This is a genomic window from Robertkochia solimangrovi (assembly GCF_007279655.1).
Classification (GTDB): Bacteria; Bacteroidota; Bacteroidia; order Flavobacteriales; family Flavobacteriaceae; genus Robertkochia; species Robertkochia solimangrovi.
On the sequence record NZ_QKWN01000011.1, the window covers coordinates 87935 to 109342 of the forward strand.

A 21408-nucleotide genomic window follows, 5' to 3' on the forward strand; every position below is an offset into this window, starting at 1 on the left:
GAAGAACAGTTACTTTTTCTAGTTACTATTTTGCTTTAGTAATCAGGAATCAATTCCCTTTACTTCCGCTTCTCATTTTATCCATAACTTCATCAAGGTTAAAGGATGCTGGTTTTTGCCTCGGTGGATAATCCTTGAAGCTCATAACCATTTCGCCAGTTATATCCTGAGCTGCCACGCCTGCGAACTGCATGATTCCTTCCATCCATTCGTAATAAACATTTGAATTATGCTGTGCCCTTTCAAACGGATCCATTTTCAGATCGAAGATCAACGGAATCCTAAGACTTACAAACGGATACATCCATACGCCGAATTTTGACGATTGCTGTTCCATGAATACAAGCTTCCAACGATCATATCTCAGAGCGACCAATTGACCATCATCATTCCAATAAAAGAACTCCCTTCTGGGCCAGTTTGTAGCACCAAATTCATTTTTGGTTACTTGCTGCTGTCCGGTTAAAAATGGTAAAAGATTATATCCATCCAAATGAACCTTGTAGTTCATACCTCCGGCAGCATAACCTTTCAATAATTTATCTTTTATTCCTGTATCTCCGGCAGCAGCCATAAGCGTAGGCACCCAATCATTTCCGGCTACAACCTCATTAACTACGGAACCTGCTTCAATCTTACCCGGCCATCTGATAACACATGGTACCCGGTAAGCACCTTCCCAGTTGGTATTCTTTTCACCACGGAATGGTGTGATTCCACCATCCGGCCACATATTGAAATGTGGACCATTGTCTGTAGTGTAGATCACGATCGTATTCTCGCTTACGCCCAATTCATCCAATTTATCGAGGATCATTCCGATCTGATCATCATGCTGCATCATACCATCAGCATAGAAGTTCAAGCCAGACTTTCCTTCATAGGATTCCGGTACATGCGTAACATAGTGCATTCTAGTGGTATTGAACCAAACAAAGAAGGGTTTATTAGCCTTTACAGACTTATCCATAAAATTATTAGCCGCATCCAGGAATTCCTGATCAACGGTTTCCATACGCTTCATGTTCAAAGGACCGGTATCTTCAATTTTCCCATCGGCATAGGAATGAATCACTCCTCTGGGACCATATTTCTTTCTGAACTCCGGGTTCTTGGGATAATACGGATTTTCAGGAGTCTCCTCAGCATTTAAGTGGTAAAGATTTCCAAAGAATTCATCAAAACCATGATTGGTTGGAAGGAATTCATCCAGATCTCCCAGGTGATTCTTTCCGAACTGACCCGTAGCATATCCCAATGGTTTCAAAAGTTCCGCCAGGGTTGGATCCTCCTTTTGTATTCCTAAGGTAGATCCCGGCACACCCACTTTCGTCATCCCTGTCCGAACCGGCATTTGCCCGGTAATAAAAGCCGCCCTTCCGGCTGTACAGCTCTGTTCAGCATAGTAATCCGTAAAGATCGCACCTTCGTGGGCTAACCGGTCAATATTGGGTGTCTTATACCCCATCATCCCACGATTGTTATAACTCAGATTCCAATACCCTATATCATCACCCATGATGACCAGAATATTCGGTTTTTGTTGCGGAAATACCTGGGTAAACCCCATCAGTATCAACGCAAGAAGAATATTTCTAAAATTCATATTAAAAGTAATTTGGTTTACAATTTTACAGACCTGACCACAACAGGGCTAAATTTGTGGATAAGAGAGTCTTAATTTACAATATTTATATAACAATCTGATTTTTAGATCGTTATTTTTATTTGAATTATGGATTGATCCATTGTCCAGTCGAACTATCGATTGGAGAAATGCCGATTACCGACTTTCTGAATTCCTTCCAGAATTTTCTATCGAGCGAAATTTCTTTTTTATTTTCGTTTATCGCATCGGCAATTTTCGCGATTTCTTCATCTAGCTTTATGGAGTTACCATACGTACCTAAAGACTCCAGATCATAGATACCTGTGCCTGTTTGATCCAGCCATCTGTAGAGGGCATTGATCACAGACCCGGATGTTCTCTTTTTGATATTTTTGAGAAATCGTCTGAAGTACCAGGCTTCCGAATTCCTGTAAACTGCCCTTCTTTTTCTGTATACCTTCAGGTAATGCCGGATAACCTTAAAACTGATGACGAGTAAGATCAGAAGTGTCACCAACATTAACAGAAACTCCTTTAAAGTCATTCCCATGATCGTAACTGCTGCCTTTTTTATTTCGGTATCATCACTGGTGGTTACAACGGAAAGTGAATCTTTAACGGTGGCGAGAATACCACTGTCTTCATTTTCGATGACATCGATAATAATTTTGCTCAATGTGCGGTTTGAAACTTTTTTAGTATAAGGATTATACCATTGAAAAACCTTTTCCGGCAATTCATAGGTACCTGCCTTTTCAAACAGGTATTTGGCTGATTCTCTTCTAACACCTGTTATGGCGGTTTTCGTTTTGCGAGTACTCACCGAGGCTCGTCCGGGATATAAACTAACATCGGGTAAGGTATCCCATTGCACCGGTGGTATCATTTCACCAACCGTTCCGGAAGCCGAACGATCGATCGCTCTTTCAAATACTTCTCCTGTTTTCATCTTTAACGCTTCTCCTGCATTTCTGTCTCTGATAGTAAGAGAAGATGCTACAAGCCACATTCCATCATTATATTCATCGGGAGCTGGTTTTACATCGATCTCTTTTTCATCGGTGCTTACCTTATGCGGAGTTCCCTTATAATTCCCAGGGGAAGGTGATGTCACTGTAAAGGAAAGTGGAGGAATTTTCAGGACTCCTGATTGAAAGGGGAATACTTTAAAACTCATCGTCACCCCTGCATAAGTATTGCCATTCTTCCTGAAAGACTTACTTTGCCCGTTGAGATAAACCACAAATGCCCCCTGGATTTGAATATTACCTGGATTAACCCCTTCACTAAAAAAGGTGGAAGTATACATTGTCACCTTTAGATCCAGTGGCTCCCCTACCAAAACTTCAGATTTATTAACATAAAGATCAGCCCAGACCTGTTGGGAGCATACCGTTGGCATACTCAACAAGAGTATGAAAAAGAGCATAAAATATTTAAGCGTTTTAATTTTCATTCCCTCCTGAATTTGGTTGCAAATGATCTTTTCTGGCCTGGTATCTGAATTTTTTTCTTAAAAACTCTGCCGGGTCGTCATTCACTTTTCTAAGCATGATTTTTGCTCCATCGTTCTTTGTTGCACCCGGCTCTCCTAATTGATCGCTTTCCTTTCCCGTTCGCATATCCGTAGCGACATTCTCCTCAAGGCGTTCCTTTTCCATATCCTTTTTCGTCGCCTCCTGACCTCCTCCACTCAGATCTTCAGCACTTGTATTTTGTCTGTTCTTATTATTGGATCCCGGATCTTCCTGTTGTTTTTTATCCTTTTCAGACACTGGAGACCATCCTTTTAACACCTCAGAATTCTTTCGTGCATTTTCCATATTGGGGTTCAGACGTGAGGCCTCATCAAAAGCCATTTTAGCCATGAGCGTATCCCCGGTTTTTATCAATGTAATTCCCAGATTGTAAAATCCATTCGCAGTGGAATCTCTTTTGAATTCACGCTTGGCAGCCTCATAATCACCGGCCTTATAATAAGCCACCCCTTTTCTCATAGGTTCATCATACCTTTCGGCAGCATTGCTGTAATCTCCATGGTCACTCATGCGCTGTCCCTGATAATCGCGTGTGTACCATAGATCTGCAAAGCGTCTTTCCTTGCTGCAAGAGGTTAACACCATCAGCGGGAACAAATACAGAACCCAGCCTTTTCTGAACCACCATAATAATAGTAACGCCATAGGAATCATGAGAAACCACCCCATATCAACCCACTGCGGCTCTTGTTCATTATCATCTTTATGATAGATCAAATTTTCGCGTATTCGCTTGGAAAGCATTTCCATATCGCTGTTATCCATCGTCAGATAATTGACCTCTATCCCTTTGGTTCCATCGAGTTTCGTCATGATATTCCGATCTATAAAACCGGCTGATTGCTGACCTGACGAACCGGGATTTAGATTAAAAGGAATAATCTCCAGCATATTTTGCGATCTGCCGGCATAAGCCTGGAGAATCCCGGCCAGAGTCTCATCGATATCATCGATACAAAGTACTATTCTTGCAGGAGCTTCAACATTTACACTCAGTGAATCAACCAGGTCAAGACCACTTCTCAGATCCGCTCCTTTAAAAGGCATAACCGAAGGCTGTAATGAATTCAAATGATCCTTGACTATTTCGTAATCATCTGCGAGCGGAACCACCGAATGTGCTGTTCCGGCGTAGGCAAGTAATCCGAAGCGAGCTCCCGGTTTGGCATCGAGTAGATCCGTCATTTTAAACTTAGCACGTTCAAGACGATTGGGAGGGATATCCTCCGACATCATTGATGCTGACAATTCCAAAACGATAAACACAGGACTTTCGATCTGTTGTTTATCCACATCCCTTTGATGCCAGGTTGGCCCTGCAATAGCGATAACCCCCAAAGAAATGGCAATGATCCACATCACATGCATAAAAATGGCAGTGCGTTCATTCCCCTTTTTGATAATATAGGGACGTAAATGGGGAGCGATCAATGTTTCCCAGGGTGCTTTTTTCTTAAACCGGATAAACCCAAGAATTCCGAATATGATTACAGGAATATACAACCATAAGAAAACCGGTCTCAAAAAATGAAACGCATTCCAGTCTATGGGTAAATATTCATTCATCGATTATATTTTGATTGACGAAATGCCTGCCAGAACATCACCAATTGATTGATCATCCAGGAAATGAATAACAATAGCAATACACCGCTAAGCGGATACATGTATAAAAGCGTTACCGGTCGGTTCTCTTCCTCTTCATATTCGATCGGTTCAAGTTTATCCAATTCTTCGTAGACTTTTTCTAACTCGTTTTGATCCTTTGCCAAAAAATATTTTCCTCCTGTTACTTCCGATATTTGCCGAAGGGTTCTTTCGTCAAGATCGCTGCCGGAAGTACCGGGTTCACCGATTCCAAGGGTATAGATCACCACTGAATCTTTTGCCGCCATGTTTGCAGCATCGATAGGTTGTATATCATCACCTGCATCCACCCCATCGGTTAGCAATAACATTACCCTGGATTTTAAAGTATCCTTTTCGAACATTGACATACCTTTGGTGATGGCCTTTCCGATATGGGTAAGTTGCCCGGCCATACCAACGTCTGTTTCTTCCATCAAATGATTGACAGTTTTCAAATCGGGAGTAAAAGGTGCCTGAATATAGGCTGCCGAGCCAAAGAAGATAAGTCCCATTCGATCTCCTTCACGGTCATCGATAAACTTTTGTAACACCGATTTAACGCCATCCCAGCGTCGAACTCTTCTACCCGCTTCGACCCAGTCGCTTGTTGACATACTGTTTGAAATATCAGCTGCGATTAAAAAGCTTCGGGAGGTTTTGACCTTCATCTTAGGTTCACCGGTTAACTGCGGTGAAGAAAGCGCAAATAATAGCAAGGCCCAGCAGAGATACAGAACTATCCAGTTAAGAAACTTCCTGCGCCTAACCTCAGCTGCTTTTCTGGGCTTTGCACCGGTATAAGAGACCATCCTTGAAAAGGTCGGATAAAATATTGAAGTGCTTTTTGAATGCAAAGGAGGTAGCAGCCAATATACCAGTAAGGGAAAAGGCAACAACACAAAGATCCAAGGATATAACAGCTCAAAGTTTTCGTTCATGATTCCTGATCCATTTTTTTGCATACATGAACAAACTCGAACGTTGCTCATTTTCAAGAGGTATGTTTTTATAAACAAGCGCATTCAGCGAATCTGCCATCGAAGAAAAATCAACGCTACTGGCTCTTGCATCCAAAAAAGAAAACCAGTCTTCCCCGTTTAATGCTGCGATCGATTCACGACCGTAAACATCCATTGCCAGATTCTTTAACAAAATGAGTATGCCAAGGGCAGAATTTTCGTTATCCTTAGCCAGATGTTCTAAATTCCGGATTGCAATCCTTCGATAACGATCCTTTTGAATAAATCTCCAAATGAGATACATAAGGAGCAAGATCAAAATGATAAGGAGCACCATCCATCCATAGGTTTCAAATGAAAATTGAACTTTTGGAGGTTCGTACAGTTTCTCCAGTGAACCTGTCTTCAGATTCTGAGTTAACTCGGATATGGACAGGTACAGACTTCTTACATACATCATCCTACCTCTTTTTAGACAATTGATCTTTAAGTTGTTTATCTATCGGTATGGCCGTATTAAATTCAAGCACCGGAATTCGATATTTTTTAGTTCTGTCCCGAAATTGATTTATTTCTTTCTCCATGGCTTCCTGATACGCACCGCGCAAATTATCCTGACCGGAAATCAGCGAAACCTGTTGTTGTCGGTCTCCGAAAATAACATCTGTATCAGGGAGTTTTATTTCCAGTGGATCACTCACCTTTGCCAGAATCACATCATTATGTCTTGAAATTCTGGCCAGTGATTTTAAAAAACTTTCTTCCTGTCTGAAAAAATCACTGATAATGATCACCAGAAAATCATGAGTCACCAGATTAAAGATCCTCTGCGTAGCTTCCTTTAAAGCAACTTCAAAATCTACCGGATCAGAATCCCTCAATTGATGATTACGCATTTCGATCGTTTCCAGAAAACGCATAATGTTTCTTCGGTCTCTTTTAGGAAAGACAATATCGGTACCATCATCAGAAAACACCATCCCGCCAACCCGATCACCGTCATTAAGAATACTAAAAGCAATGATTGCTGCGATTTCAGCTGCAACAACGGCTTTGGTTTTCTTTACCGATCCGAAGAACATTGATTTGGATTGGTCTACCACGATAAAAACAGGTTTTTCCTTTTCTTCTTTATAGACCCGAACATGCGTCTTTTTCGTTCTGGCCGTAACCTTCCAGTCTATGGTTCGCACATCATCGCCATTCACATAGGTTCTTACCTCTTCGAAATCAAGTCCGCGACCCCTGATCCTGGAAGCGTGCCTTCCTCCTAAAACACTGTTGACCGGCTGATTTCTGGCGAGAAGACTGATATTCTTCCCAGTATGTTCCAGGTGTAGCATTTCCTTTAGAGAAATAAAAATGTCGGCTGGATATTCCTGATCTTCTTTTGACATACGCAACTTATGCCAGCACGGCAACCTTTTTTAAAACATTATCAATAACCTGAGCGGTGGTAATACCTTCGGCACGGGCTTCATAGCTAAGTACCAGACGGTGCCTTAGACAATCTGCGGTTACAGCACGAATATCATCGGGAGTAACAAAATCGCTTCCTCGCATCCAAGCATGAACCCGGGAACAACGATCTAGAGCGATAGTCCCACGCGGACTCGCCCCAAAATCGATCCAGGTAGCCAATTCCTGATCATACCGATCCGGATATCGAGTTGCTTCAATTATATCGACCATATATTTTTCCATCGCTTCAGAGGTCTTCACCACCAGAATTTCCTTTCTGGCATCAAATATGGATTCAGGCTCTATCTTTTCTTTTTTCACAGGAGTTCCATTCTTTTGCTCCTGTCTGTTTAATCTTAGTATTCCCACCTCTGAAGCCTCATTTGGATAGCCGATGATCACGTGCATCAGAAATCGATCCATCTGTGCTTCTGGTAATGGATAGGTGCCTTCCTGCTCGATAGGATTCTGGGTGGCCATGACCATAAAAAGAGGTTCCATCGGATAAGTTTTACCAGCAACGGAAACCTGTCTTTCCTCCATCGCCTCCAAAAGAGCTGACTGAACCTTCGCAGGAGATCTGTTTATTTCATCAGCCAGTATCAAATTGCTAAAAATAGGTCCTTGCTGAAATACAAAACGTTCTTTCAGTTCCGGTTGATAGATCTCGGTTCCTGTAATATCAGAAGGCAGCAGATCCGGAGTGAATTGTATTCTGCTCAGTCCACAATTCAATTCATGGGCAAGCGTTTTTATCGCCCTGGTTTTAGCGAGGCCGGGCAGACCTTCCAACAGGAGATTACCATCGGCAAGCAATACCAGTAAAATCCGGTCTACCAGTGTTTCCTGTCCGAGAATTGAACTATTCATGCGAGTTCTTAACTCGTTAATCGCATCGATCGGAGTCATTGTTAATGGAGATTAAAAGGGACACCCCGCTTTATAAAAGCGGGGCTACCTATATATTAAAACTAGATTAATTTCGAGCCGGTGAACTGAGAGACTGTACCACCTTATCAATAGATAAAGAGCTACCCATAACAGGAGGGTATTCTTTAAATGTATTCAGAAATTGAGTAGCGTAGGCCTGAGCCGGAACGAAAAGCCACATATTTTCCCCGTACCACTCGGTATAAAGGGCGGCTTTCCAGGAAACTTCGTATGGGTCAGCTCTGAGATTGATCGCAATAGGCCAGGATGGAGCTTTTCGATATGCTTCATTGATCGATCCCTCCATAATCGTAAAATGTAATTTCCAATCCTTATATCGAATGGCATTCAGATTTCCACCTGCATCGAAATAAAAGATTTCATTTCTTGGAGCTTCACTGACTTCACCCTTAAAAAACGGCATCAGATTATATCCATCCAGATGACATTTAAAGGTTTTTCCATTCGCTTTATAACCACTCAACAGCTTTTCTTTCACATTGGGCTCTCCGGCCGCAGCTACCAAGGTAGGCATCATATCTTCATGAGAGAATATATCATTATAGATCGTTCCGGGTTTGATGACACCCGGCCATCTGATGGCACAGGGTGCGCGGAAACCACCCTCCCAGGTTGAACCTTTTTCACCGGCAAAAGGTGTTGTACCTCCGTCAGGCCAGGTAAATTTCTCTGCCCCGTTATCCGTAGAATACATAATAATAGTATTATCGATTATACCGAGTTCCTCAAGTTTTGCCAGTACAACGCCTATAGCCTTATCATGCTCTACCATTCCGTCAGGATAGAGTCCGATTCCTGTAACGCCCACACTTTCCTCTTTTAAGTGAGTCCATACGTGCATTCTTGTTGCGCTCAGCCAAACGAAGAAGGGTTTTCCTGCAGCATGTGTTTTTTCGATAAAGTCAAGAGCAGCATTTGTGAATTCCTCATCCACGGTTTCCATACGTTTCTTGGTCAGTGGCCCTGTATCTTCGATTCTGCCATCGGCATAGGAATGCAACACGCCTCTGGGCCCGAATTTCTTACGAAATTCTTCATCTTTGGGATAATAGTACCCTTCCGGTTCTTCTTCAGCGTTCAGGTGATAAAGATTTCCGAAAAACTCATCGAAACCATGATTGGTCGGTAAATGTTCATCACGATCCCCAAGGTGATTCTTACCAAATTGGCCACACATATACCCCTGTGGTTTCAGAAGTTCTGCTATGGTCGGTTGATTATCTTTGATTCCTTGTTCTGCCCCCGGCATTCCGATCGTTAAAAGACCTGTTCGGAATGGATGTTGTCCTAGAATAAATGCTGCCCGACCAGCTGTACAGGATTGTTGTGCATACCAATCGGTGAACATCGCACCTTCTTTAGCGATTCGGTCGATATTCGGGGTCTTATACCCCATTATTCCCTGATTATAGGCACTGACATTCGCCCAGCCAATGTCATCTCCCCAAATGACCAGAATGTTTGGTTTATCCTGACTGTATGACAAGCCTACACTGAGGATAGCCAAAAAAAGCAATACCTCAATTTTAAAATTTAGTTGTTTCATAATGGATTATATCTTTATTAGATTCAAAAAGTTAAATCTAAATAGCTTATTATCAAAGAATTACTACAACATATTATGTAAATTTAACATCGAAATGCCATACGTCGATAAAACCGACAAAAACATCGATATTCTACGTTTGTATTATGTTGTATTTACCTCATTTACTGCGTTTTAAATACGCACACACTTGCGATATTTCTTACTGATTTAATAAATAATCACGGTATTATCTATGCCGGCTTTAAAGAATGGATATGGTTCTTTTGCAAAATGATCGCAGCTGATTAAAAACTATACTTATAGAAATAACAGTCCTGAAATATTTTGTTATTCCTAAGAAGAACTAGCTCATATAACCTACTTCTGATTTTTAAATCATCGTTAATTCTACTATTTAATATTACCTTTGCCGTTATCATATCTCAGCCTGACGGTTTGTTCCTCTTACTGAGTAGATACCTCCGAATAAAATATTTTTCGAAATGGATTATGCCAAAGAGATAGCCAGATTAAAGAAAGAAAAGAATGCTGTTATTCTGGCTCATTATTACCAGCGTCCCGAAATACAAGATGTGGCGGATTATGTGGGAGACAGTCTTGGATTATCGCAACAAGCTGCTCAAACCGATGCCGATATGATTGTCTTTGCAGGAGTACATTTTATGGCAGAAACTGCCAAGATCCTGAATCCTGCAAAAAAAGTGGTGCTTCCGGATTTGAATGCTGGTTGCTCACTGGCGGATTCATGTCCGGCCTCTTTATTTGAACCCTTTGTAAAAGCTCACCCTGATCATGTGGTCATTACTTATATTAATTGTTCCGCGGAGATCAAGGCCCTGAGCGACATCGTTTGTACTTCCTCCAACGCATTGAAGATCGTTAATTCAGTACCTAAGGAAACACCGATAATCTTTGCTCCGGATAAGAATCTTGGGAACTATATTATGAGCCAGACCGGAAGAGAAATGCTTTTATGGGATGGTAGCTGTATCGTTCACGAAGCTTTCAGTATGGATAAACTTTTAAACCTGCATCAGGAACATCCGGAAGCAGTGATCATCGCCCATCCTGAATCAGAAACCCATATTCTTAAAACGGCTCAGTATATAGGCTCTACCGCAGGGATGATCAACTATGTCAAACAACATTCAGATAAGAAATTTATAGTTGGAACTGAGGCGGGTATTCTTCATGAAATGCAAAAGGAAGTTCCAGGAACTGAATTGATTCCCTTGCCTTCTAAGGAGAATAACACCTGTGCTTGTAGCGAATGCGCCTATATGAAGGTGAACACGATGCAAAAACTATATGATTGTCTTCTGAACGAGACTCCTGAGATTCATGTGGATGAAAAAATCATGGATCGTGCACTGTTACCAATAGAACGTATGCTGGAGCTTTCTAAATAAAATAAATGAAAACCGACTATCTCATCATCGGTTCCGGCGTGGCCGGACTAACCTATGCTGTAAAACTGGCAGAACAATTTCCGGAAAGAACCGTGACCATCGTTACGAAAGCCGATGAAGATGAATCGAATACCAAATATGCACAGGGGGGTGTTGCCGTGGTGCTTAATGTTGCTGAAGATTCCTTTCAAAAACATATCGAAGATACGCTCATTGCCGGTGATGGTCTTTGTGACCGAAAAGTTGTGGAAATGGTCGTGAAGGAAGGCCCTAAACGGTTAAACGATCTTATTACCTGGGGTGCAAATTTCGATCTGGATCCCAATGGTAAACTGGATTTGGGTAAGGAAGGTGGTCATTCCGAATACAGGATCGTTCATCACAAGGATATTACCGGCTACGAAATTGAAATGGCTCTGTTAAAAAGGGTTCATAAGCTGGATAATATCGCTATCTATAATCATCATTTCGCATTGGATCTTATCACCGAACATCATCTTAAGATACCCCTAACGCAGAATCGAACTTGTTTTGGAGCCTACGTCCTCGACCAGAAAAGCGGAAAGATCAGTAAGATCATCGCAGGAAGTACCTTACTCGCGACTGGAGGGATCGGAAGGGTTTACGGTCATACCACCAATCCTGTGATCGCCACTGGTGATGGTATTGCTATGGCGTATCGTGCAAAGGCCAGGGTTTCGGATATGGAATTTGTACAATTTCACCCTACAGTTTTCTTCGATAAAAGCGATGGTCAATCCTTTCTGATCTCTGAGGCTGTCCGGGGATTCGGAGCCTATCTCAGAAATAAACAAGGCGAACGTTTCATGCCCACCTATGATGAGCGTGCCGAACTTGCCTCCAGAGATATTGTATCCAAAAGTATCGATACTGAACTCAAAAATTCCGGAGAGGAATGTGTATATCTGGACTGTACCCATTTGGACATGGATAAATTCAAAGGCCATTTTCCAAACATCTATGAAGAATGCATGAATCGGCACATCGATATCGCTAAAGACTGGATACCTGTAGTTCCTGCTTCCCATTACTTGTGTGGGGGAATCGAAGTGGATATGCAAGGGCGAACCTCCGTCAAAAACCTCTTTGCCTGTGGAGAATGTACCCGAACCGGACTTCACGGAGCTAACCGACTGGCTTCGAACTCACTTCTGGAAGCATTGGTCTATGCTCATAATAGTTATGTTTATCAAAGTGATAAAGAATCGGTACCAACCGACATCGAAATCCCTGATTGGGATGATAAAGGCACCGTTATCAATAAGGAACATGTAATCGTAAGACACAATATCCGAAAACTACAGTCTCTAATGCAGGATTATGTAGGGATCGTTCGCAGTAATCGAAGATTGGAAATGGCAGCAGCAAACCTGAAACTTATATACGAAGAAGTGGAAGAGCTGTATAAACGGTCTAAAATAAATACAGGCCTTTGCGAACTCCGCAATATGATCAATATCGCCCACCTTACCATCGACCAGTCAAGAGCGCGAAAAGAAAATCGGGGCGGATACTTCAATGTCGATAACGTGATATGAGTTATGAGTTATGAGTTATGAATTAAGAATGAAGAATTAATTGAAAATTTAGAATTGATAATTGAGCTCCAATTAAACTATTGTCACTAGTATCACTATTGTCACTAATATCACTATTTTATGTATCTTTGAACCTGAAATGAAGAATCTGGCAATTCGAATATTGGCTTTTTCGATGGCGATGCTCTTGCTATTGTCCACAACCTCATTCACCATTAGCAAACATTTTTGTATGGGAAGTTTGGTTGATGTTGCCTTATTCAGTGAAGCTGATACCTGCGGAATGGATATGGTTTCCGATATGGAACAAAATACTCCGGACCTTAAATCAACCTGTTGTTCTGACGAAAAGATTGTACTTCAGGGACAGGATGATCTTTCTTCCGGATATGACCAGATCTCACTGGATCAGCAATACTTCATTCAAACGTTTATTGTAAGCTGGCTACAGGTTTTTGAAGAAGCAAATAAAGAACCTGAAACCTTCAAATTCTACACACCACCACGTCTGGTCACGGACATTTCGGTAATGTATGCTACTTTTCTGATCTGATGTACTAAGCAATTTCCATCTGGAATCTGTTACGCCATATTTTGACGTATCCGTTTAATTGCTTAATACATTTAAAATGATCAATAAAATCACAGGTTATCTTATAGAAAACAAACTGGTCGCCATTCTGATCCTTATCGTTTTAACGGTATGGGGAATCAGTACTGCACCATTCGACTGGGAAATCCCCTTTTTACCCAAAGACAGCGTCGCTGTGGATGCTATTCCGGATATTGGGGAAAATCAGCAAATAGTATTCACCAAATGGCCGGGGCAATCACCGCAGGATATCGAAGATCAGATATCCTACCCCCTGACCTCTGCCTTACTGGGCATACCGGGAGTGAAAACCATACGTAGCTCCTCGATGTTCGGTTTTTCGAGTATCTATGTCATCTTCGATGAGGGTATAGACTTTTACTGGAGTCGTTCGAGAATTCTGGAAAAATTGAATTCTCTGCCTTCCGGCCTGCTTCCTGAGGGAATCAACCCTTCTTTAGGTCCTGATGCGACAGGTCTGGGACAAATTTTCTGGTATACCCTGGAAGGACGCGATGAAGAAGGGAATGTCACCGGAGGTTGGGACCTCGATGAGCTGAGAAGTATCCAGGATTATATCGTGAAATACGGACTTGCATCTGCGCAAGGGGTTTCGGAGGTCAGCTCCATCGGGGGATTTGTCAGAGAATATCAGGTCGACATCAGACCTGAACTCATGAAAAAATACAATATTAATCTTGGTCAGGTTGTATCTGCGGTCAAACAAACGAATCGTGAGATCGGAGCACAGACCATCGAGATCAATAAAGTGGAATATCTCGTTCGCGGTCTTGGCTATATGAAAAATGTGGAAGACCTGGAAAATACCGTGATCACCAGTACAGAGCATACTGCTTTACGTATAAAAGACATCGCCCGTGTTCATCTCGGACCGGCCGAAAGAAGAGGTATTCTTGATAAGGAAGGTGCTGAAGTTTCCGGAGGTGTTGTGGTTGCCCGTTACGGATCAAATCCGATGGAGGTCATTCAAAATGTTAAAAAGAAGATCGAAGCGATCAGTCCGGGTCTTCCCTCTAAAGAACTTGCCGACGGGCGAATTTCAAAAGTGACCATCGTTCCTTTTTATGACAGAACACAATTGATCGGTGAAACCCTGAACACCCTTAATGAAGCCCTCACCTTTGAGATCCTGATCACTATTCTTGTGATCATCGTTATGGTGAATAATCTCAGAGCCTCCATCCTTATTTCAGGTTTACTCCCCGTAGCTGTACTTATGGTCTTCATCAGCATGAAACTCTTCCATGTGGATGCGAATATCGTTGCCCTGTCAGGTATTGCCATTGCAATAGGAACCATGGTGGATGTAGGCGTCATTCTATCCGAGAACATTCTGAGGCATATGGATGAGGATAAGGAAAAATTACCGGTAAATACATTAGTTTATAACGCTACCGCGGAGGTTTCGGGAGCCATAATTACCGCTGTGCTTACCACCATCATAAGTTTTATACCCGTATTCACCATGGTCGGTGCAGAAGGTAAACTTTTCCGCCCGCTGGCCTTTACAAAGACCATGGCACTTACTGCCTCCATAATAGTAGCCTTATTTATCATCCCTCCCTTTGCTGCCATCATCTTTAAAAAGCGAAATGTATGGAAACCCATGAAATTCGGGATGAACGGATTTTTTATCCTTGCAGGGATCACCGCCATATTATATGGATATTTTATAGGGATAGCACTCCTCTTGTTCGCAATAGCCAACCTCTTACGGCTTCAGGATTACCTTGATGAGAAAAAATATCAAGCCTTAAATCTTATCCTGGCTACCGGTACAATTGTGGTATTACTGGCAGATTACTGGAGACCACTTGGATTCAGATACAGCATCTTTGCTAATCTGATGTTTGTAGGGATCATTTGTTTTGGCTTTCTGGGGCTGTTCACCCTTTTCAGACAATACTATCTTCGAATTCTCCATTGGACTCTCAAAAATAAAGCAGTATTCCTGAGTATCCCATGTGTATTACTCACCCTTGGCTTTTTCATCATGAAAAATACCGGAAAGGAATTCATGCCTGCTCTGGAAGAAGGCTCATTTTTACTCATGCCTACTTCTTTGCCACATGCAGGTATTGAAGAGAATAAGCGAGTGCTGCAACAACTGGATATGGCAGTGGCCGGGATTCCGGAGATCGAAACCGTGGTTGGTAAAGCAGGTAGAACAGAGTCTGCACTGGATCCCGCTCCGCTGTCTATGTATGAAAACATCATTCAGTACAGATCCGAATATGCTGAGATTGATGGAGAACCACATAGATTTAAAATTGACGACCAGGGCCGCTTCCTTTTAAATGACGGAGCGATTACCTTAAATCCGAATATCGATGAAGCTATTGCAACACCCCAGGAATTTCCTGTGGCCACAGAATTGCTGATTCCAGATGATGATGGTGAATATTACAGAAACTGGCGTCCGGAGATCAAATCTCCGGATGATATTTGGAATGCCATAGTTGCGGTTACCAAAATTCCCGGAGTTACTTCTGCTCCCAAATTACAACCGATCGAAACCCGATTAGTAATGCTTCAAACCGGAATGCGGGCACCCATGGGAATCAAAGTGAAAGGTCAGGATCTTAAGAAGATCGAAGCTTTCGGAATAGAACTGGAAGAACAACTAAAACAGGTTGAAGGTGTTAAAAAAGAGGCTGTCTTTGCAGATCGTATTGTGGGAAAACCATATGCACTGATCGATATCGACCGTGAAAAACTTGTTCGTTATGGCCTGAGAATTGAAGATGTTCAGCAAACTCTGGAGATCGCTCTGGGAGGAAAAGTACTATCTCAAACCGTAGAAGGCAGAGAACGTTATGGAATACGGGTACGATATCCTCGGGAAATGCGTTCACGCCCGGAAGATATCAGCAAGATTTATATCCCGCTTCCTAACAAACAAGTGATTCCCCTGAGCGAGGTTGCAGCTGTGGAATATGAACAGGGACCTCAGGTTATCAAAAGTGAAGACACATTTTTGGTAGGCTATGTGCTTTTCGATAAGATGGATGGTTATGCTGAAGTGGATGTAGTTGAAAATGCCGGAAAGAAAATTCAGGAAGCCATCGATCAGGGAACCCTGCGGCTTCCCAAAGGGATCAGCTATCAATTTACGGGCACCTATGAAAATCAGCTAAGAGCGGAAAAAACGTTGGCATTTGTGGTTCCATTGTCGCTGATGATCATCTTTTTGATCTTGTATTTTCAATTTAAATCTGTATCGACTTCACTGATGGTATTTACGGGTATTGCAGTAGCATTTTCAGGTGGATTCATCATGATCTGGCTCTATGGTCAGGACTGGTTTCTAAACCTTCAATTGTTTGGGATAAATTTCAGAGAGTTATTCCGTATCCAAACGATCAATCTCAGTGTTGCCGTATGGGTTGGATTTATCGCTTTATTTGGAATTGCTACAGACGATGGTGTCGTTATGGCAACCTACCTTTCTCAAAACTTTGAAAGAGATCAGCCAAAAGATAAAGAATCACTTTGGAAGAGTGTTTTGGATGCGGGAAGCAAGCGAATACGCCCGTGTCTTATGACCACGGCCACTACCTTGTTGGCCCTGATCCCGGTGCTTACTTCCAGAGGAAGAGGAAGTGACATTATGATCCCAATGGCAATCCCGGCATTTGGTGGTATGCTGGTAGCACTGATCACCCTTTTTGTGGTGCCTGTATTGTTTACGTGGAAAAAGGAATATGAATTAAAAAGATCCATACGATGAGAACGAACTATCAAATACTAATTGTACTCGTACTTTTCATTCCTTTTGGAAAAGGCATCTTTGCACAGGAGAGCATCATCCTGCCAACTCCCTATATCGAGGAAGCTCTGAAAAATAATCCCAAAGTTGCTGCCATGGAACTGAAATATGAAATGGCCAATGAAAAGGTAACCGGAGTGCGTACCGTACCGAACACTGAGTTTTCATTCGGATATTTCGTAAGTGAACCTGAAACCCGAACCGGTGCGCAAAAGATGAAATTTTCTGTAAAGCAAATGCTGCCTTGGTTCGGAAATATCGGTTCTCGTGAAGACTATACAAAATCATTGGCAGCGGCAGATTACATGGACTATCTCATCGCAAAACGACAATTGATCAAAGAGGTCGCCGAACTATACTTTATGCTTTACACATTACAGCAGAAGTCGGTTGCCACAGAGGAACAATTGGAATTACTCTCTTCGTTCAAAGAAATGGCTTTGACCTCTGTTTCTGCAGGAAAGGCTAGTGCAGTGGATGTATTGAAGCTACAGATTCGAACAAATGATCTCGAACAAAAGAAGGCAGTATTGGCCAATAATTTTCTTTCTGCAAAAAGAAAGTTCGATAATCTTATCAACCGTGATGATGCCCTGGAATTAAGGTTGCCCGATACCCTGACCATCGATGGTTCCGATGCGTTGGTCAATCCGGAAACTCTTGAATTCCATCCGGAACTTTTGAAATATGACAGGATCTACGAATCTACAGAAGAGGCACTGGCACTCAATAAAAAGGAGAGTTCCCCCGGTTTCGGCCTCGGACTGGATTATATACCGGTTGCAGAAAGAACCGACATGAACGTTGCAGAAAATGGAAAAGATATAATCATGCCGATGGTCAGTCTCTCCATCCCCATTTTCAATGCGAAATACCGTTCTGAGAATCGTCGGCTGAATCTGGAAAAGGAAGCTCTGATGAAACAGAAAGAAGAACGTTATAACCAATTGAACACCATTCTGGAAGCAGCCATACTCGATCGAAAATCAGCTGAGTCGGGAGTGAACACCCTATTAAAAAACCTTCAGGAAAGTGAATCGACCCTGAACATATTAATAAAACAATATGAGACAGAAACCGTTGATTTTTCAGATCTGCTTGAAATACTTGACCTTCAACTGAAGCTACAGTATGATCTGAACGATCTGGTGCAGGAATATTTTAAACAGTCATTAATCATTAATTATCTCAGTAAATAAATTAAAACCATGAAAAAAGTAATTAGAAACATCGCAGGACTTTTGGCAATCGCTGCCTTTACAATATCCTTTCAATCGTGTGCTGAACAAAAGAAAGAGGATAAAAATACGATAGAAGTAAGCAAGGAAACAGCGGTTGAAAAAACTGAAGCGGCTAAAACTGCAACAGAATTATCGTTCAAAAACGATCAGGCTAAACTTGTTTTCGATAATTATATTTTGATCAAAGATGCCTTGGTTAAAGGAGATGTCGAAAATGCAACAACCGCTGCTAAATCGGTAGAGGAAGCTTCCGGAGAAGCCTATCCAGAGATCTTTGCAGCGGCCAAAAGTATCAGTGAAACTGCAGACATCGAAAAGCAACGAGAAGGTTTTGAAGCGCTAACCCTTGCGATCACCCCAATGATCAAAGAGAACATCGCTTCCGGAGCGATCTACAAACAGCACTGCCCGATGGCATTTCAAAATAAAGGTGCAGATTGGTTTGCTATGGAAGAGCAAGTGAACAATCCCTATTTTGGTGATAAAATGCTTCACTGTGGTATGGTTAAGGAAACCATCAAATAATTTCATCAGGCTGTTCTGAAAGGGACAGCCTGACACTATCAGACGGATCGACTAATCTTTAAAATTGAGAATATCATGAAACATCAATATAAGGTTCACGGAATGAGTTGTAACGGATGTCGTTCACATGTAGAAGACGTGCTAAGCCAGGTTGATCAGGTGGAAAATGCCGAGGTTGACCTGCAGACCGGAACCGCAACGATCACCATGAGCAGCCATATCCCGATCGAAATACTGCAAAAAGCACTTGATAAGGATGGCGGGCGATATTCCATCAGTCTTCCTGAAGATAAGATGGCTATGGAACATCATCATAAAAAAGAAAAAACAGCAACTTCAGATAAAGGTCCCGGAACCTATTATTGCCCGATGCACTGTGAAGGTGAAAAGACTTATGATAAACCGGGAAGTTGTCCGGTGTGCGGAATGGATCTGGTAAAAGAAGCTTCCGCTGCCTCCCCTTCCAGAAAATATACTTGTCCGATGCATCCGGAAGTTGTAAGCGATGAGCCCGGCTCGTGTCCGAAATGCGGAATGGATCTGGTACCCATTGCTAATACAGCCGAGGAAGAAGAAGATCAAACCTATAAGGTCCTCCTGAAAAAATTCAAAATAGCGGTATTGTTCACGCTTCCAATATTTCTGATCGCGATGTCAGATATGATTCATCCGAATCCACTTTATGCACTGATGGATCAGAAATATTGGAACTGGGTACAATTCATATTGTCACTCCCGGTGGTTTTCTATGCTACCTGGATGTTCTTTGAACGGGCCTGGAGGTCTTTCAGGACCATGAACCTCAACATGTTCACCCTTATCGGAATAGGCGCAGGAGCCGCCTGGATCTTCAGTTTAATCGGGCTGTTACTCCCGGATATCTTTCCTGACCAATTCAAATCATCCTCAGGAGCCGTACATCTTTATTTTGAATCTGCCACTGTCATTCTGACACTGGTATTATTGGGACAATTACTCGAAGCCAGAGCCCATCAGAAAACAAATGCCGCGGTAAAGGAACTCTTAAAGCTATCACCCAATGAAGCCACCCGGATAAAGGATGGTAAAGAAGAGATAATTCCGGTGGAACACATCGATAAAGGAGATCTGATTCGGGTAAAACCCGGAGAAAAGGTTCCCGTTGATGGAGAGATTACCGAGGGTGAAAGCAGCATCGATGAATCCATGATCACCGGAGAACCTGTAGCGGTCACTCGTTCTGTTGGCGATAAAGTTAGCTCAGGAACCGTGAATGGCAATCAAAGTTTTGTAATGAGAGCTGAGAAGGTAGGCTCAGAAACATTGTTGGCTCAGATCATTCAAATGGTCAATCAGGCTAGCCGGAGCCGTGCACCGATCCAGAAACTGGCAGATAAAATATCAGGATGGTTCGTTCCCATCGTGATTGGAGTTGCAGTTGTGACCTTCATTGTCTGGGCCATTTTCGGCCCCCAACCGATCTATGTATATGCTTTTGTAAATGCCATTGCCGTTTTGATCATCGCATGCCCTTGTGCACTCGGACTCGCGACACCGATGTCAGTGATGGTTGGAGTCGGTAAAGGAGCTCAGTCCGGAATCCTGATTAAGAATGCCGAAGCATTGGAACAAATGAACAAGGTAAACACCTTGTTGGTAGATAAGACCGGGACTTTGACGGAAGGAAAACCATCTGTTGAAAAAGTCGTGATCTTCGGGAAAGATCAGGATACAGCGAAAATCACCTCCCTGATCGCATCAGTAAACCGGAATAGTGAACATCCGCTTGCTGCAGCTACTTTGGAGTATGCTGCTGAAAAGAATATTAAGACCCATGAGGTTTCCGAATTTTCTGCGGTTACGGGGCAAGGTGTAAAGGCTGTACTCGATGGACAGCAATTGTATCTGGGAAACCTCAAAATGATGGAAAAAAACAGCATTGAATTGCCGGAAGAACTTCTCAAAGAAGTCAAGCAAGTTCAGGAACAGGGAAAGACCGTCTCCATTCTGGCAATCGATCACACCGTTGCCGGATTTGTAGTGATAAGTGATAAGATCAGAGAAAGCAGTAAAAAAGCAGTACAGGATCTCAAATCCCATGGCATCGAAGTTATCATGCTCACCGGAGATAATAAAGCGACCGCAAAAGCAGTAGCTACAGAGCTCGGGCTTGATGATTATCAGGGCGAGCTTCTCCCGGAAGATAAACTTCGTGTCGTTGAAGAATATCAGCATAAGGGAAGGGTAGTCGCTATGACCGGTGACGGTATCAATGATGCGCCTGCTTTAGCAAAAAGCGATATAGGGATCGCCATGGGTACAGGAACGGATGTTGCCATCGAAAGTGCTGCCATCACACTATTAAAAGGTGATCTTCACGGGATCGTCAAAGCGAAGGTTCTAAGTGAAAAGGTACTTAAGAATATCCGTCAGAATTTGTTTTTTGCGCTGATCTATAATACAATCGGAGTTCCTATTGCTGCCGGTGTATTATATCCGTTTTTCGGTTTGCTTTTATCACCGATGATCGCAGCCCTTGCCATGAGTTTCAGCTCAGTATCTGTTATCGCGAATGCACTCCGCTTAAGAGGTGCGAAAATTGAATAAAACTGGTAAT

General features: G+C 42.5%; 15 protein-coding genes. 7 read left to right on the plus strand and 8 right to left on the minus strand.

What is annotated here, in order from left to right:
* Window positions 1-49 precede the first annotated feature (49 nt).
* The 8 genes from DMZ48_RS15205 to DMZ48_RS15240 all read right to left on the minus strand — a co-directional run bounded on the left by DMZ48_RS15205 (window position 50) and on the right by DMZ48_RS15240 (window position 9693).
* Window positions 50-1606, minus strand: coding sequence for an arylsulfatase (locus DMZ48_RS15205; protein ID WP_143956020.1), 1557 nt, complete (start codon window positions 1604-1606; stop codon window positions 50-52).
* A 127-nt stretch (window positions 1607-1733) separates the two neighbouring features.
* The gene (locus DMZ48_RS15210; RefSeq protein WP_143956021.1) at window positions 1734-3065 is read right to left on the minus strand and encodes a BatD family protein; all 1332 of its coding nucleotides are present in this window, start codon (window positions 3063-3065) and stop codon (window positions 1734-1736) included.
* Window positions 3055-4713 (minus strand): VWA domain-containing protein, encoded by a 1659-nt coding sequence (locus tag DMZ48_RS15215; protein ID WP_143956022.1) that lies wholly within the window; start codon window positions 4711-4713, stop codon window positions 3055-3057. Before DMZ48_RS15215 ends, DMZ48_RS15210 begins: the two co-directional genes overlap by 11 nt.
* Window positions 4710-5714 (minus strand): VWA domain-containing protein, encoded by a 1005-nt coding sequence (locus DMZ48_RS15220; RefSeq protein ID WP_143956023.1) that lies wholly within the window; start codon window positions 5712-5714, stop codon window positions 4710-4712. Before DMZ48_RS15220 ends, DMZ48_RS15215 begins: the two co-directional genes overlap by 4 nt.
* On the minus strand, window positions 5698-6195 hold the full coding sequence (locus DMZ48_RS15225) for a DUF4381 domain-containing protein (RefSeq protein WP_143956024.1): 498 nt from the start codon (window positions 6193-6195) through the stop codon (window positions 5698-5700). The genes DMZ48_RS15220 and DMZ48_RS15225 overlap by 17 nt, the downstream gene beginning before the upstream one ends.
* A gap of 1 nt (window position 6196) precedes the next feature.
* A complete protein-coding gene (locus DMZ48_RS15230) occupies window positions 6197-7132 on the minus strand; it encodes a DUF58 domain-containing protein (RefSeq protein ID WP_143956025.1) in 936 nt (311 codons plus the stop codon).
* Window positions 7133-7139: 7 nt separating this feature from the next.
* Window positions 7140-8105 (minus strand): AAA family ATPase, encoded by a 966-nt coding sequence (locus tag DMZ48_RS15235; protein ID WP_143956026.1) that lies wholly within the window; start codon window positions 8103-8105, stop codon window positions 7140-7142.
* 67 nt (window positions 8106-8172) lie between these two features.
* Entirely contained in the window at window positions 8173-9693 is a 1521-nt protein-coding gene (locus DMZ48_RS15240) for an arylsulfatase (protein WP_143956027.1), read from the minus strand.
* Window positions 9694-10166: 473 nt separating this feature from the next.
* Here DMZ48_RS15240 and nadA point away from each other — a divergent pair, with 473 nt between their 5' ends.
* From nadA to DMZ48_RS15275, 7 genes are all read left to right on the plus strand, one after another.
* The gene (nadA, locus tag DMZ48_RS15245) at window positions 10167-11105 is read left to right on the plus strand and encodes a quinolinate synthase NadA (protein WP_338420314.1); all 939 of its coding nucleotides are present in this window, start codon (window positions 10167-10169) and stop codon (window positions 11103-11105) included.
* A 5-nt stretch (window positions 11106-11110) separates the two neighbouring features.
* Window positions 11111-12664, plus strand: coding sequence for an L-aspartate oxidase (nadB, locus tag DMZ48_RS15250; protein WP_143956029.1), 1554 nt, complete (start codon window positions 11111-11113; stop codon window positions 12662-12664).
* A 139-nt stretch (window positions 12665-12803) separates the two neighbouring features.
* Window positions 12804-13217, plus strand: a complete 414-nt coding sequence (locus tag DMZ48_RS15255; RefSeq protein WP_242009231.1) for an HYC_CC_PP family protein — start codon at window positions 12804-12806, stop codon at window positions 13215-13217.
* Window positions 13218-13293: 76 nt separating this feature from the next.
* Complete coding sequence (locus tag DMZ48_RS15260; RefSeq protein ID WP_143956030.1) at window positions 13294-17007, plus strand: efflux RND transporter permease subunit; 3714 nt, start codon at window positions 13294-13296, stop codon at window positions 17005-17007.
* Window positions 17004-18245, plus strand: coding sequence for a TolC family protein (locus DMZ48_RS15265; RefSeq protein ID WP_143956031.1), 1242 nt, complete (start codon window positions 17004-17006; stop codon window positions 18243-18245). The genes DMZ48_RS15260 and DMZ48_RS15265 overlap by 4 nt, the downstream gene beginning before the upstream one ends.
* Window positions 18246-18254: 9 nt before the next feature.
* On the plus strand, window positions 18255-18812 hold the full coding sequence (locus DMZ48_RS15270; RefSeq protein ID WP_143956032.1) for a DUF3347 domain-containing protein: 558 nt from the start codon (window positions 18255-18257) through the stop codon (window positions 18810-18812).
* A 75-nt stretch (window positions 18813-18887) separates the two neighbouring features.
* Window positions 18888-21398 (plus strand): heavy metal translocating P-type ATPase, encoded by a 2511-nt coding sequence (locus DMZ48_RS15275; RefSeq protein ID WP_143956033.1) that lies wholly within the window; start codon window positions 18888-18890, stop codon window positions 21396-21398.
* Window positions 21399-21408: the final 10 nt, after the last annotated feature.

What these genes read in the sequence shown, in the direction of transcription:
- DMZ48_RS15265 (WP_143956031.1), top strand. Translation starts at nt 17,004, where the DNA reads ATGAGAACGAACTATCAAATACTAATTGTACTCGTACTTTTCATTCCT.
- DMZ48_RS15235 (WP_143956026.1), bottom strand. Translation starts at nt 8,105, where the DNA reads ATGACTCCGATCGATGCGATTAACGAGTTAAGAACTCGCATGAATAGT.
- nadB (WP_143956029.1), top strand. Translation starts at nt 11,111, where the DNA reads ATGAAAACCGACTATCTCATCATCGGTTCCGGCGTGGCCGGACTAACC.
- DMZ48_RS15220 (WP_143956023.1), bottom strand. Translation starts at nt 5,714, where the DNA reads ATGAACGAAAACTTTGAGCTGTTATATCCTTGGATCTTTGTGTTGTTG.
- DMZ48_RS15215 (WP_143956022.1), bottom strand. Translation starts at nt 4,713, where the DNA reads ATGAATGAATATTTACCCATAGACTGGAATGCGTTTCATTTTTTGAGA.
- DMZ48_RS15260 (WP_143956030.1), top strand. Translation starts at nt 13,294, where the DNA reads ATGATCAATAAAATCACAGGTTATCTTATAGAAAACAAACTGGTCGCC.
- DMZ48_RS15205 (WP_143956020.1), bottom strand. Translation starts at nt 1,606, where the DNA reads ATGAATTTTAGAAATATTCTTCTTGCGTTGATACTGATGGGGTTTACC.
- DMZ48_RS15230 (WP_143956025.1), bottom strand. Translation starts at nt 7,132, where the DNA reads ATGTCAAAAGAAGATCAGGAATATCCAGCCGACATTTTTATTTCTCTA.
- DMZ48_RS15240 (WP_143956027.1), bottom strand. Translation starts at nt 9,693, where the DNA reads ATGAAACAACTAAATTTTAAAATTGAGGTATTGCTTTTTTTGGCTATC.
- DMZ48_RS15255 (WP_242009231.1), top strand. Translation starts at nt 12,804, where the DNA reads ATGAAGAATCTGGCAATTCGAATATTGGCTTTTTCGATGGCGATGCTC.
- DMZ48_RS15270 (WP_143956032.1), top strand. Translation starts at nt 18,255, where the DNA reads ATGAAAAAAGTAATTAGAAACATCGCAGGACTTTTGGCAATCGCTGCC.
- DMZ48_RS15210 (WP_143956021.1), bottom strand. Translation starts at nt 3,065, where the DNA reads ATGAAAATTAAAACGCTTAAATATTTTATGCTCTTTTTCATACTCTTG.
- DMZ48_RS15275 (WP_143956033.1), top strand. Translation starts at nt 18,888, where the DNA reads ATGAAACATCAATATAAGGTTCACGGAATGAGTTGTAACGGATGTCGT.
- DMZ48_RS15225 (WP_143956024.1), bottom strand. Translation starts at nt 6,195, where the DNA reads ATGATGTATGTAAGAAGTCTGTACCTGTCCATATCCGAGTTAACTCAG.